General features: G+C 68.9%; 10 protein-coding genes and 1 tRNA gene. 6 read left to right on the top strand and 5 right to left on the bottom strand.

Annotated features, from left to right (window positions below; genetic code table 11):
• Positions 1 to 26 precede the first annotated feature (26 nt).
• Positions 27 to 1,055, bottom strand: coding sequence for a LacI family DNA-binding transcriptional regulator (locus ACFWZU_RS06670; protein WP_439700627.1), 1,029 nt, complete (start codon positions 1,053 to 1,055; stop codon positions 27 to 29).
• 157 nt (positions 1,056 to 1,212) lie between these two features.
• Between ACFWZU_RS06670 and ACFWZU_RS06665 the strand changes: the two genes are divergently transcribed.
• Complete coding sequence (locus ACFWZU_RS06665) at positions 1,213 to 2,640, top strand: sugar porter family MFS transporter (protein WP_439700626.1); 1,428 nt, start codon at positions 1,213 to 1,215, stop codon at positions 2,638 to 2,640.
• Positions 2,641 to 2,710: 70 nt separating this feature from the next.
• Here the strand turns inward: ACFWZU_RS06665 and ACFWZU_RS06660 are convergent, their stop codons facing one another.
• Both ACFWZU_RS06660 and ACFWZU_RS06655 read right to left on the bottom strand, forming a co-directional pair.
• Positions 2,711 to 5,197 (bottom strand): glucose/quinate/shikimate family membrane-bound PQQ-dependent dehydrogenase, encoded by a 2,487-nt coding sequence (locus ACFWZU_RS06660; RefSeq protein WP_439700625.1) that lies wholly within the window; start codon positions 5,195 to 5,197, stop codon positions 2,711 to 2,713.
• A 109-nt stretch (positions 5,198 to 5,306) separates the two neighbouring features.
• Positions 5,307 to 5,383: transfer RNA gene (locus tag ACFWZU_RS06655), tRNA-Arg, on the bottom strand.
• 213 nt (positions 5,384 to 5,596) lie between these two features.
• On the opposite strand from ACFWZU_RS06655, the gene amaB reads away from it, so the two are divergent.
• The 5 genes from amaB (at position 5,597) to murB (ending at position 10,425) form a co-directional block, all read left to right on the top strand.
• Positions 5,597 to 7,132 carry an L-piperidine-6-carboxylate dehydrogenase gene (gene amaB / locus ACFWZU_RS06650; RefSeq protein ID WP_439700624.1) on the top strand — a complete coding sequence of 512 codons (1,536 nt, stop codon included), beginning with the start codon at positions 5,597 to 5,599 and terminating at the stop codon, positions 7,130 to 7,132.
• 153 nt (positions 7,133 to 7,285) lie between these two features.
• Positions 7,286 to 7,588 carry a DUF4190 domain-containing protein gene (locus ACFWZU_RS06645; RefSeq protein ID WP_439700623.1) on the top strand — a complete coding sequence of 101 codons (303 nt, stop codon included), beginning with the start codon at positions 7,286 to 7,288 and terminating at the stop codon, positions 7,586 to 7,588.
• A 1-nt stretch (position 7,589) separates the two neighbouring features.
• A complete protein-coding gene (locus ACFWZU_RS06640; RefSeq protein ID WP_439700622.1) occupies positions 7,590 to 8,354 on the top strand; it encodes an SDR family NAD(P)-dependent oxidoreductase in 765 nt (254 codons plus the stop codon).
• A 3-nt stretch (positions 8,355 to 8,357) separates the two neighbouring features.
• A complete protein-coding gene (locus ACFWZU_RS06635) occupies positions 8,358 to 9,395 on the top strand; it encodes a quinone-dependent dihydroorotate dehydrogenase (RefSeq protein ID WP_439700621.1) in 1,038 nt (345 codons plus the stop codon).
• Positions 9,396 to 9,405: 10 nt separating this feature from the next.
• Positions 9,406 to 10,425 carry a UDP-N-acetylmuramate dehydrogenase gene (gene murB / locus ACFWZU_RS06630; RefSeq protein WP_439700779.1) on the top strand — a complete coding sequence of 340 codons (1,020 nt, stop codon included), beginning with the start codon at positions 9,406 to 9,408 and terminating at the stop codon, positions 10,423 to 10,425.
• Between the two features lie 210 nt (positions 10,426 to 10,635).
• On the opposite strand, the gene ACFWZU_RS06625 is transcribed toward murB, so the two are convergent.
• Together ACFWZU_RS06625 and ACFWZU_RS06620 are read right to left on the bottom strand one after the other, a co-directional pair.
• Positions 10,636 to 11,391 carry a Bax inhibitor-1/YccA family protein gene (locus ACFWZU_RS06625; RefSeq protein WP_439700620.1) on the bottom strand — a complete coding sequence of 252 codons (756 nt, stop codon included), beginning with the start codon at positions 11,389 to 11,391 and terminating at the stop codon, positions 10,636 to 10,638.
• A gap of 44 nt (positions 11,392 to 11,435) precedes the next feature.
• Positions 11,436 to 12,665 carry an MFS transporter gene (locus ACFWZU_RS06620; protein WP_439700619.1) on the bottom strand — a complete coding sequence of 410 codons (1,230 nt, stop codon included), beginning with the start codon at positions 12,663 to 12,665 and terminating at the stop codon, positions 11,436 to 11,438.
• Positions 12,666 to 13,383: the final 718 nt, after the last annotated feature.

The following is a 13,383-nucleotide window of genomic DNA, read 5'->3' as shown; positions in this document are numbered from 1 at the left end:
CGACGGGAAGGCTAAGCAAGGCGGGCTTACGGACGCACGCTCGATGGCCGCACCATCAACTTCACCGGCAGCATCACGCTTTCGGCCGGCTCGCCGCGGATCATCTTCAACAGGTTGTCGACCAGCACCTCGCCCGCGCTGCGCGTGTCCTGCAGCACGGTGGTGAGCGGCGGGCTGGCGAAGCGCGCCATCGGGATATCGTCGAAGCCGGCGACCGGCACGTCGGCCGGCACCTTGTAGCCGCGTTCGGCCAGGGCGTTCATCGCGCCGATGGCGATCAGGTCGCTGGCGGCAAACACTGCGTCGAACGGCACGTCGCGCGCGATCAGCTCCGACATGGCCGTATGGCCGCACAACTGCGTGCTCTCGGCGTCTACCTGCAAGGCCTCGTCCACATCCAGCCCGGCCTGCTGCAGTGCGTCTGCGTAACCCCGATAACGCTCGAAAAACTCCGGATAGTGGCTGGAGGCGTCGCCCAGGAAGGCGATCCGCCGGCAGCCCTGCTCGATGAAGTGCCGCGCCACCGCCTGGCCGCCGCTGAAGTTGTCGCAACCGACCGACACGCCCGGCTGGTCCTGCTGCACCGCGCCCCACCGCACGAAACGCGTGCCGATCGCCACGAGCTTTTCCAGCCGCGCACGATAAGCCAGGTAGTCGCCATAGCCGAGCAGGATGATGCCGTCGGCCTTCTTGCTGTCGGCGTAGTCGGCGTGCCAGTCGGTGGAGAACTGCTGGAATGACACCAGCAGGTCGTAGCCCTGCTGCGCGCAGGCGCGGGTGATCGAGCCGAGCATCGAAAGGAAGAACGGGTTGATGTTCGAGCCGTCGGTGGTCGGGTCCTCGAACAGCAGCAGCGCCAGCGTGCCTGAATGCTGAAGGCGCAGGTTGGAGGCGTTCTTGTCGACCTTGTAGCGAAGCTGTTCGGCCGCGGCGCGGATGCGCTCGCGGGTCTCCTCGCTGACCAGCGGGCTGCCGCGCAGGGCGCGCGACACCGTCGCCTGCGAAACCCCCGCCAGGTGGGCGATGTCGATCGACGTCGCTTTGGCCTTGCTCACTGCTGTGAAACCTCTGGTACTGCCGGCGCTGACAACATTACCATCGGGCGGTCGCGGCGTGCCGGCAGGCATGCATACGTATTCAGCCGGACGGCGACCGCGGCAGCAGCCAGACTCGCACCACATGTCGTCCTTGGGACCTTCGGGGGAAGAACGGATGAGTACGCGGGAGACGCCAGTCGACCTGGCACTGGAACAACGGGCCACGGCGCGCATCGTGCTGATCGCGGCCGCGGCGGCGCTCGGTGGCTTCCTGTTCGGGTTCGACACGGCGGTGATCAACGGCGCCGTGGAGGCCATCCGCGGCGGCTTCGAACTCGACGCCGCCCGCATCGGCCTGGCCGTGTCCTGCGCCCTGCTCGGCTCGGCCGCCGGCGCCTGGTATGCCGGCACGCTGGCCGACCGCCTGGGTCGCGTACGCACCATGCAGGTCGCCGCCGTGCTGCTGGCGGCCAGCGCGATCGGCTCGGGCCTGGTCACCGGCATGTGGGACCTGATCCTGTGGCGCATCGTCGGCGGCGTCGGCGTCGGCATGGCCTCGGTGATCGCACCGACCTATATCGCGGAAGTGTCGCCGGCGCACGTGCGCGGTCGACTCGGTTCGCTGCAGCAGTTGGCCATCGTGCTCGGCATCTTCGCCGCGCTGCTCAGCGACGCCTGGCTCGCCGCCACCGCCGGCGGCGCCTCGGCGAAGCTCTGGTTCGGCCTGGAAGCCTGGCGCTGGATGTTCCTGGTGGCGGTGGTGCCGGCGCTGGTCTACGGCGCGCTGGTGCTCGGCGTGCCGGAATCGCCCCGCCACCTGGTGGCGCGCGGCCGGCTGGCCGAGGCGCGCGAGGTGCTGCGCAAGGTGCTGGCGATGCGCAGCGAGAGCGCACTGGACTACAAGCTGGGCGAGATCGAGCGCAGCCTGAAGATGGAGTACCGTCCGCGCCTGCGTGACCTGCGCGGCCCGCGGCTGGGCCTGCTGCCGGTGGTGTGGGTCGGCATCCTGCTGTCAGTGTTCCAGCAGTTCGTCGGCATCAACGTGATCTTCTACTACTCGTCCGCGCTGTGGCATTCGGTCGGCTTCAGCGAGGCCGACTCGTTCTCGATCACGGTAATCACTTCGATCGTCAACGTGCTGGTGACGCTGGTGGCAATCGCGCTGGTCGACAAGCTCGGCCGCAAGCCGCTGCTGGCGATCGGCTCGGCCGGCATGACCGTCACCCTGGGGCTGATGGCCTGGTGCTTCTCGCAGTCGGTCGGCGCGGGCGCGAACCTCACCCTGCCCGCGCCCTGGAACATGGTCGCGCTGGTGGCCGCGAACGCCTACGTGGTGTTCTTCGGGTTGAGCTGGGGCCCGATGGTGTGGGTGCTGCTGGGCGAGATGTTCCCCAACCGCATCCGTGCGGTCGCGCTGGCGGTGGCGGCCGCCGCGCAGTGGCTGGCGAACTTCCTGATCACGTCGACCTTCCCGGCGCTGGCCGAGGCAGGATTGAGCTTCGCCTATGGCCTGTATGCCGCGTTCGCGCTGATCTCGCTGCTGTTCGTGGTGTTCGCGGTACGCGAGACCAAGGGCATGGAGCTCGAGGACATGCCGGGCTGACGAGCTGGCTTCCTGCAGGAGTGCACCCTGTGCGCGACCCCTGCATGGCGGTCGCGCACCGGGTGCGCTCCTACCGTTGTTTCGGCAGGGCGTAGGCGATCAGCGAGTCGCCGATCCTGGTGCCCAGCGAGCGGTGCCCGCCGGCCATCACCACCACGTACTGCCGCCCAGTGCGATCGGACAGGTAGGTCATCGGCGTGGCCTGGCCACCGGCTGGAAGGCGCGCCTGCCACAGTTTCTTGCCGGTACGCACGTCGTAGGCGCGCAGGTAAGAGTCCAGCGTGCCGCTCAGGAACGCCACGCCGCCGGCGGTGACCATCGGCCCGCCCAGGCTCGGCACGCCCAGCGGCAACGGAATCCCGAACGGCGCCTGGTCCTGGATGGTGCCGTTCTTGTGCATCCAGACCTTCTTCATGGTGACGAGGTCCACTGCGGCGAGGTAGCCCCACGGCGGCGCCTGGCACGGCACGCCCACGGGCGACAGCAGCGGATGCAGGTCGACCGCGAATGGCGTGCCCTTCATCGGCTGCAGACCCTGCTCGCTGCCGCCGCCCTCCGCCGCTTGCGCCTTCTCGCGGGGAACGAGCCGGGAGACAAAGGCCATGTAGCTGGGGTTGAGGATCGCCACCTTGCGCACGGGATCGACGGCAATGCCGCCCCAGTCGAAGATGCCGTAGTTGCCGGGGTAGATCAGCGAACCCTGCACCGACGGCGGCGTGAAGATGCCTTCGTAGCGGTACTTGCGGAAGGTGATGCGGCAGATGAGCTGGTCGTAGGGCGTGGTGCCCCACATGTCCGCCTCGCGCAGCCGCCGTTCGGGCAGATAGGTGAGCGCCGAGAACGGCTGGGTCGGCGAGACGTGGTCGCCCTTCGCCGCCCCCTGCGGGACCGGCCGCTCGGGCGCGGGCACCAGCAGATGGCCATCGCGGCGGTCCAGCACGTAGATGTCGCCGCGCTTGGTCGAGGCGACCACGGCCGGCACCTTGCCTGCCGGCGTGTCCAGGTCGACCAGCGTGGGCTGGCCGCCGACATCCATGTCCCACAGGTCGTGGTGCACCGACTGATAGACCCAGCGCACCCGGCCCGTGGCGATGTCCAGCGCCACGATCGCACTGCTGTACTGCTCGGCGTTGGGGTCGCGGCGGCCGCCCCAGATGTCGGGCGTCTGGTTGCCCATCGGCAGGTACACCAGGCCCAGCTTCTCGTCGACGCTGAACACGCTCCAGGCGTTGGGGGAATTGCGGATGTAGGTCTGCCCCGGCGGCAGCGGCTGGTGCTGGCGCGGCTCGGAGGGGTCGAAGTTCCACAACAGCCGGCCGGTATCGACGTCGAAGCCACGCACCACGCCGGAGGGCTCGTCGGTCGAGGCATTGTCGGTGACGCTGGCGCTGGCGATGAGCACATGGCGCGTCACTGTCGGCGGCGAAGTCGGGTTGAGAAAGCCTGGCTTCTTGACCGGCTGGTCGTTGTACAGGTGGATCACGCCGTTGTCGCCGAAGTCGCGGCACGGCTGGCCGTTGTCCGCGTTGATCGCCACGATGGTCGCATCGGCGGTGGGCGCGAAGATGCGCCGCGGGCAGGTATCGACCTTGATCGCCGTCGGTGCCACCGCGCCCGCGGGCGTTGGCGCCGAGGCCGCGGCGGCCAGCGCGCGGTCGGCCGGCAGGCCCATCGCCGCCGCCTGCGCGGCGTAGGCGCCGGAGTCGTAGTAGGCCACGCCGCGGCAGATCATGTGCTGGTAGTTCTTCGCGTCGCGGTTGATCTTCGGGTCGAAACGCCAGATCTCGCGGCCGGTATCGGGGTCGAGCGCGATGACGATGTTGTGCGGCGTGCACAGGTAGAGCATGCCGTTGGCCTTGAGCGGCGTGACCTCATTGGCGATCTCCTCCGGATCGCCCGGGCCGGGAAAGTCGCCGGTATGGAAGGTCCAGGCCACTTCGAGCTGGTCGACGTTCTCCGGCGTGATCTGAGTGGCTGGCGAGTAGCGGTCGCCGTAGCCGGAATGGCCGTAGGCGATCCAGTCACCCGGTCGGGTTAAGGGCGCCGGCGCGGTGCCCGTCGCACGCATGCGCGCGGCGGCGACCTCGCCCGGGTGATCGTGCGGCGAGCGGAACAGCGAGACCACGCCCACTACCAGCGCGATCGCCACGCTGATGCCGAGCGCCCAGCGCCCGCCCCGCAGGGAGCCGTCAGGCACGGCGCGGTGCGCGGCGTCGACCGGTCCGAGCCGCCGGTTGACGAACGGCAGCCAGAGCCACAGCGCCAGGATGAACCACACGTCCAGCCGCGGCAGCAGTTGCCACCAGTCCAGCCGCACCTCGACCACCGCCCACACCGTGCTGGCCAGCACCACGAGCGCATACAGCCACAATGCCAGCGTGCGCCCGAGCGCCAGCAGCGCGCCGGTGGCCACCAGGCCCAGGCCGGCGAGCAGGTAGTACCAGGAACCGCCGAGTGCCATCAGCCAGATGCCGCCGACGGCAAGCGCAAGCCCGAGCAGGATGAAGACGCCGCCGGTAACGAGCAGCAACGGGCCGGAACGCGACAGGCGGGTCAAGGCCTTTCTCCCTGGGACGCGGCCGGTGCCGCATAGAGACCCCGGTATAGCACCGGTCTCGCCTAGGGTTTGTTGACGCAAGAAAAAGGCCGGCAATGCCGGCCTGGAATGGTGCCCCCGAGACGATTCGAACGTCCGACCTGCCCCTTAGGAGGGGGCCGCTCTATCCAACTGAGCTACGGGGGCGAGGCGCGGATTCTGGCATGGATGGGCGGTGGGTGCGATTCCGACGGCGAGGACGCCTCTGCAGGAGCGCACTGTGCGCGACCGGGAAACATGCAGGTCACGCATAAGTGCGCCCCTGCACGAGGTCCCGGGAGCCCACTGACCCACCCTGCTAGAATGGTCGTTTCGCAATAGTCCGGCGCCTCCATGGCGCCCGACCCAAAGGAGCCACGCATGTCCCACGATATTCTCAAGGCGCTCGGCCTGGGCGAGTCGCAGTCCGGTACCTATCTCGGCAAAGGCGAGTGGTCGACGACGACCGACGCCGGCACGCTCCAGCCGCAGAACCCGGCCACCGGCGAAGTGATCGCCTCGGTGCATGCCTCCAGCGCGGCGGACTACGAGACGATCGTCAAGCGCGCGCAGGAAGCCTTCAAGGTCTGGCGCACCACCCCGGCGCCACGCCGTGGCGAAGCCGTTCGCCTGTGCGGCGAGGCGCTGCGCAAGCACAAGGACGCGCTTGGCTCCCTGGTCGCGCTCGAAATGGGCAAGATCAAGCCCGAAGGCGACGGCGAAGTGCAGGAGATGATCGACATCGCCGACTTCGCCGTGGGCCAGAGCCGCATGCTGCATGGCTACACCATGCACTCGGAGCGCCCGGGCCACCGCATGTACGAGCAGTACCAGCCGCTGGGCCTGGTCGGCATCATCAGCGCGTTCAACTTCCCGGTCGCCGTGTGGGCCTGGAACGCCATGCTGGCCGCGGCCTGCGGCGACATCTCGATCTGGAAGCCCTCGCCCAAGACCCCGCTCTCGGCGATCGCCACCATGAAGATCTGCAACGAGGCGCTGAAGGGCGCCGGCTTCCCGGACATCTTCTTCCTGTTCAACGACGCCGGCACGGAACTCTCGCAGGCGTTCGTGGACGACAAGCGCATCCCGCTGATCAGCTTCACCGGCTCGACCAAGGTCGGCCGCATGGTCGGCGAGCGCGTCGCCCATCGCATGGGCCGCTCGCTGCTGGAACTGGGCGGCAACAACGCGATCATCCTGGATGAAACGGCTGACCTGAAGCTCGCCATCCCGGGCATCGTGTTCGGCGCCGTCGGCACCGCCGGCCAGCGCTGCACCACCACCCGCCGCCTGTTCGTGCACGAGTCGATCTTCGACAACGTGCTGGACACGCTGGTCGGTGCGTACAAGCAGGTCGAGGGCAAGATCGGCGATCCGACCCTCGCCACCACGATGATGGGCCCGCTCAACAGCCCCGAGGCCGTGAAGGCGTATCAGGCCGCCATCGAGAAGGCCAAGGCCGCCGGCGGCACCGTGCGCACCGGCGGTGCGGCACTGACCGACCGCAAGGGCAACTTCGTGCTGCCGACGATCGTCACCGGGGTGAAGAACTCGGACGACGTGGTGCAGACCGAGACCTTCGCGCCGATCCTCTACGTGATGCCGTTCAAGACGCTCGACGAAGCGATCGAGATGCAGAACGACGTGCCCCAGGGCCTGTCCTCGTCGATCTTCACCAACAACCTGCGCGCGGCTGAGCAGTTCCTCTCGGCGGCCGGTTCGGACTGCGGCATCGCCAACGTCAACATCGGCACCTCCGGCGCCGAGATCGGCGGCGCCTTCGGCGGCGAGAAGGAGACCGGTGGCGGTCGCGAGTCCGGTTCGGACGCCTGGAAGGTCTACATGCGCCGCCAGACCAATACGATCAACTACTCCGACGCACTGCCGCTGGCACAGGGCATCAAGTTCACCGTGTAAGAAACGCCCTCTCCCCCGGCAACGCCCGGGGGAGAGGCTTTTGGCGAAGCTCTTGTCCGGGTTCCAGAGCACAATAGGGTTCCGCGACCGTGGGCATGACGCCCCGGGGATGGCAACCTTCCGCCGAGCCGGCACACAGCGAGGACCGACGCCATGAACGCAACGCCTCCCGTCCATCGCACGACCAGCGCCCTGGCCGTCGTCAGCCTGGTGTCCGGCATCGCCTCGTGGTGCGTCGTGCCGCTGATCGGCGCCATCGTGGCGATCGTCTGCGGCCACCTGGCGCGCGGCGAAATCCGCCGCTCGCAAGGCCAGATCGAGGGCGACGGGCTCGCGGTCGTGGGCCTCGTGCTCGGCTACGTGCAGTTGGCGTTCGGTTTCATCCTGCTGCTGTTTGCCATTGCCGCGGTCGTGCTCGGCCTCTCGATCGGCATCGGCTCCTCGTTCTTCCACTGACATGCCCGGCGGCGCCTTCGACTTCACCGGCTACCGCGTGCTGGTCGCCGGCGGCAGCAAGGGCATCGGCCGCAGCATCGCGCTGGCATTTGCCGGAGCAGGCGCGGCGGTATCGATCTGCGCGCGCGATCCACAGCCGCTCGAGTCGACGCGGCAGGCACTGGCCGCCTTTGGTCACCCCACGCACGCTGCCAGCTGCGATCTTGCCGATGCGCAGACCATCACGGGATACATCGCCGATGCGGCCCGGTCGCTGGGCGGCATCGACGTGCTGGTGAACAACGCCAGCGGCTACGGCTTCAGTGACGACGACGAAAGCTGGCTGCGGGGCTTCGAAGTCGACCTGATGGCCGCCGTGCGCGCCTCGCGGGCCGCCCTGCCCCATCTGGAAGCCTCGCCGCACGCCTCGATCCTGCACACCAGTTCCATTGCCGCCTTCCACCCGCGCCGCAACGGTGCGCCGTATGCCGCGGTGAAGGCGGCGCTCAGCCAGTACACCACCTCGCAGGCATTGGCGCTGGCTGCCAAGCGCATCCGCGTCAACGCCATCGCGCCCGGATCGATCGAATTCCCCGAGGGCCTGTGGGACCGCCGCCGCCGCGAGGAACCCGCGCTCTACCAGGCCACGCTCGCGAAGATCCCCTTCGGCCGCTTCGGCGCGCCGGAGGAAATCGCCCATGCCGCCCTCTTCCTCGCCTCGCCCTACGCCGCCTGGATCACCGGCCAGACGCTGTGCGTGGACGGCGGCCAGGGCCTCAACGGATAAGCCATGTACGACCATATCCGCCCGCTGCTGTTCGCGCTCGACGCCGAGACCGCGCACCGGCTGACCCTGTATGCGCTGGGCGTGGCCCATCGCAGCAACCTGGGCTGCTTCGTCGCGACGCCGCCGGACGACCTGCCGGTCACCGCGTTCGGCATCCGCTTCCCGAACCCGGTCGGGTTGGCGGCGGGGCTGGACAAGAACGCCGCGCACATCGACGAATTGGGCGCGCTCGGCTTCGGTTTCGTCGAGGTCGGCACGGTCACGCCACGCCCGCAGCCGGGCAACCCGAAGCCGCGCATGTTCCGCCTGCGCGACCACGAGGCGATCATCAACCGGCTCGGCTTCAACAACGAAGGCGTCGACGCGCTGGTGCGCAACGTCGGGGCGTCCCGCTACCGCGGCGTGCTGGGCATCAACATCGGCAAGAACAAGGACACGCCCAACGAACGCGCGGTCGACGATTACCTGTTCTGCCTGGAGCGGGTGTACCGCCACGCCAGCTATGTCACGGTCAACATCTCCTCGCCCAACACCCAGGGCCTGCGCGACCTGCAGGAAGAGGCGACGCTGCGCCGCTTCATCGAAACGCTCCGCGAGGCGCAGGAACGGCTGGGCAGCCAGGCCGGCGCGCGCAAGCCGATGTTGCTCAAGATCGCGCCGGATCTGGGCGAGGCCGAACTGGACGGCATGGCAGAGGTGCTGCGCACGGCCGGCATCGACGGGGTGATCTGCACCAACACCACGATCGACCACAGCACGGTGGCGGGCGACCCGCACGGGCAGGAAGCCGGTGGCCTCTCGGGCAAGCCGTTGTTCGCCCGCTCCACCGAGGTGCTGCGCGGCATGCGCGCGCGACTGGGACCGCAGGTGCCGATCGTGGGCGTGGGCGGCATCCTCGATGGCAGCGATGCGGTCGAAAAGCTCGAGGCCGGCGCGAATCTGGTGCAGGTGTACTCGGGCCTGATCTACCGCGGACCGCGCCTGGTCGCCGAATGCGTCGACGAGATCCGCCGCCAGCGTGGAGCGAACCATGCTGGCTGAGCGCATCGACATGGGCGGCTACACGTTGATCGAAAACGCGCCCCTGGTGGCGCGCAATACGTTGCGCGTGGCGGCCCGCGCGCGGCTGCTGGCCGAGGTCCGCGATGCGGCCAGGCTTCCGGAACTGCTCGACTTCCCGGCCGTGCGCAACGGCCCGCTACTGGTGCTGGGCGAAGGCAGCAACCTGCTGCTGACCGGCGACTTCGACGGCACCGTCGTGGCGATGGCCACCCGCGGCGTGCAGGTCGAACAGGATGGCGAGGTCGCGCGCATCGCGGTCGCCGCGGGCGAGCGCTGGGACGACTTCGTGCGCTGGACGCTGGGCCAGGGCTTCGCCGGGCTGGAGAACCTGATCCTGATTCCCGGCACGGTCGGCGCCGCGCCAATCCAGAACATCGGCGCCTACGGCACGGAGGTCGCCGAGTTCATCGAGAGCGTGGAGGCCTGGGACCTGACGGAGCGCCGCGTCGTCTCGCTGGACAACGCCGCCTGCGCCTTCGCCTACCGCTACTCGCTGTTCAAGCGCGACCCCGGCCGCTACATCGTCACCGCCGTGCGCTTCGCCCTGCCCCGCACGCACGCGCTGCGCCTGGACTACGCCGGCATCCGCGAAGAGCTCGCGCGCATGGGCGTGGACAAACCCGCGCCCTTCCACGTCGCCGAAGCGGTGGTCCACCTGCGCACCCGCAAGCTGCCCGATCCGGCCGTCATCGGCAACGCCGGCAGCTTCTTCAAGAACCCGGTCGTCGAGGCGGCGCTGGGCGAAGCGCTCAAACGCGAGCACCCCGAACTGGTCGCCTGGCCCGGCAGCGACGGCCGCTGGAAACTCTCGGCCGCCTGGCTGATCGAGGCCGCCGGCTTCAAGGGCTACCGCGAGGGTGACGCCGGCATCTCCAACCGCCACGCCCTGGTGCTGGTCAACCACGGCCACGCCAGCGGCGCCGAGCTGTGGGCGCTGGCACAAAAGGTGATCTCGGGAGTCGAGGCGAAGTTCGGGGTGCGGCTGGAGCCGGAGCCGGTGGTGGTTTGAGGCAAGGCCTCCCCCTCCGCCCTTGAGGCACCAACGCCGTTCCACCTGCCGTGCCTTTCCCCTTTACGGGGAAGGACCAGCGCCATCCCACCTATCAAGCCTTCCCCCGTTCAAAGGGGAAGGACCAGCGCCATGCCCCCCTTTCGAGCCTTCCCCCGTTTACGGGGGAAGGTGCCGACAGGCGGATGGGGGAAGCCTTGCCTCACCCCATCAACGCCGCGCCTTCGACAGCAGCCGCAGAATCTCCATATACAGCCACACCAGCGTCACCATCAGCGCAAACGCGCCGTACCACTCCATGTACTTCGGCGCACCGGCCTGCGTGCCGCGCTCGATCAGGTCGAAGTCCAGCGTCAGGTTGAGCGCCGCCAGGCCGACCACCACCAGGCTGAAGCCGATGCCCAGCAGCCCGGACTCATGGATGAAAGGCACCTGCATGCTGGTGAACGCTCGCAGCCCGAGGTCGACCAGGTACAGCAGCATGATCGCGCCGGTGGCGGCGACCACGCCGGTGCGGAACCGGTCGGTGACCTTGATCACCCGCGTGCGATAGAGCACCAGCATGACCGCCAGCACGCCCGCGGTCAGCATCACCGCCTGTAGCACGATGCCCGGGTAGCGAAGCTCCATGAAGGCCGAGATGCCGCCGAGCGCGAAACCCTCGGCAATCGCGTACAGCGGCGCAGTGATGCCCGACCACTGGCGCAGGAAGGCGCTGGCCATCGCCAGTACGAAACCGACGAGCAAGCCGCCCCACATGAACGGCGAGATCGCGGCGATGGCGCCGGCGACATCGCCGGCCGCGGCCAGCGTGTCGAAGCGGTGCCAGGTCCAGCCGCCGGTCACCACGGCCAGCAGAAGCAGCAGCCCGGTCTTGGCGACCGTGCCGTTCATCGTCATGCGGTCGCCTTCGGCGAACAGGCCCTGGAAGGTGTTCTCGCGCAGTACCGGGTTGCTGGAGCGCATGGATTCCCTCTCGTATGTTCGCGCGGTGCGCACAGGCCACCATCCTAGCGCGCGGCAAGGCTCCCCGGGGGCGGCCGGTCGAGCTCTGGCAGGAATACCGTGATCAGCCCCATCAGCGGCAGGAACGCGCACAGGCGGTAGACGTACTCGATGCCGTGCGCGTCGGCGAGCTGGCCAAGCACCGCCGCGCCGATGCCGCCCATGCCGAAGGCAAGGCCGAAGAACAGGCCCGAGACCATGCCCACGCGCCCCGGCAGCAGTTCCTGCGCATAGACCAGGATCGCCGAGAACGCCGAGGACAACACCAGTCCGATCACCACGCTGGCCACGCCGGTCCAGAACAGGCTCGCGTGCGGCAGCAGCAGCGAGAACGGCGCCACGCCGAGGATGGAAATCCAGATCACCGACTTGCGCCCGATCCGGTCTCCGACCGGACCGCCGATCAGCGAGCCGGCCGCCACCGCGAACAGGAACACGAACAGGTGCGTCTGCGCGCTCTGCACCGACACGCCGAAGCGGTGGATCAGGTAGAAGGTGTAGTAGCTGGAGAGGCTCGCCAGGTAGAAGTACTTGGAGAAGATCAACAGCCCCAGGATCACCAGCGACAGCACCACGCGGTTGCGCGAGGGCATCACCTGCGCGTGGTGCCGGCGCGCACCGTTGCGGCTGGCGTGGTGCCGGCCATACCAGGCGCCGACCTTCACCAACACCGCGATCGCCAGCAGCGCCGCCAGCGAGAACCAGGCCACGCTGCCGCGCCCGTGCGGCACGATGATCCAGGCCGCCAGCAGCGGACCCATCGACGAGCCGGTGTTGCCGCCGACCTGGAACAGCGACTGCGCCAGGCCGTGCCGTCCGCCCGAGGCCATCCGCGCCACACGCGATGCTTCCGGATGGAACACCGACGAGCCGGTGCCGACCAGCGCGGCGGCAACGAGCAATACGGGGAAGCTGGGCGCCACCGCAAGCAGCAGCAATCCGCACAAGGTGAAGCCCATGCCGACCGGCAACGAGTACGGCATCGACCGGCGATCGGTCGCCACGCCCACCAGCGGCTGCAGCAGCGAAGCGGTGATCTGGTAGGTCAGCGTGATCAGGCCGACCTGGCCGAAGCTCAGCGCGAAACCGCTTTTGAGGATCGGATAGATCGCCACGATCAGCGACTGGATCATGTCGTTGAGCAGGTGCGAGAAGCTGATGGCGCCGAGCACGGCAAAGGCGGTGCTCGGCTCCGCGGGCAAGGCGGCGGCGACGGGTTCGGCGCGGGTCTGCATCGGGCGGGGTCCGGGGGAGCGCGGCCTGGAGCCGCGGCGCGCACTCTAGAGCCTGCGGCGGCCATCCGTATACCGGCTTGCGGTCGATTCGCGGGCGGTTGTCGTTGTGGTTCCCCGCAAGGCTTCCCCCATCCGCCCTTCGGGCACCTTCCCCCGCAGGCGGGGGAAGGATCGGAGTGCGCGGCTGGCCCGCGAGCCTTCCTTCGCACGCGGGGGAGAATCGAATCGCAGCTGGTCCGCGAGCCTTCCCCCGCGCGCGGGGGAAGGTGCCGACAGGCGGATGGGGGAAGCCTCGCCTCAGCCCACCCTATCGCCGAAACCCGAACTCCTCGGCCACCCGCCCAGCGCGCAGGCGCGCAGTACGGATCGCTGCGGCCAAGCGCCCGCCAGGCATGCGTGTCTGCTTGCGCCTGCGTGGCCGCCGAACATCCGACACCGCGCCGCGCCGCCGCGCCGACGCATGCATCGTCGGCAGCGTGCCGCGGGACGTGCCTCCGCCTGGCGGCGCATGCCGGCCGTCCGCCCCCCGACGCGCCCGTCCGCCGCTGCCACCGGGATTGCGAACCGGGACGCCTGCGCGTTTCGAACCTGCCTTCGCCGCCATGCGATGCCACCCTGTGCTGGTTGGGAGGGGCATGCTGCGCAGCGCCGCGTGAAACGGCGGACAAGGCTTCGTTTGATGTCCATTCGAGCCCGCCAACGGGTCCGCGACGCGACG

The sequence above is a fragment of the Frateuria sp. GZRR33 genome (genome assembly GCF_051900425.1).
Lineage (GTDB): Bacteria > Pseudomonadota > Gammaproteobacteria > Xanthomonadales > Rhodanobacteraceae > Frateuria_A.
This window is presented reverse-complemented; position numbering and strand designations above follow the sequence as displayed.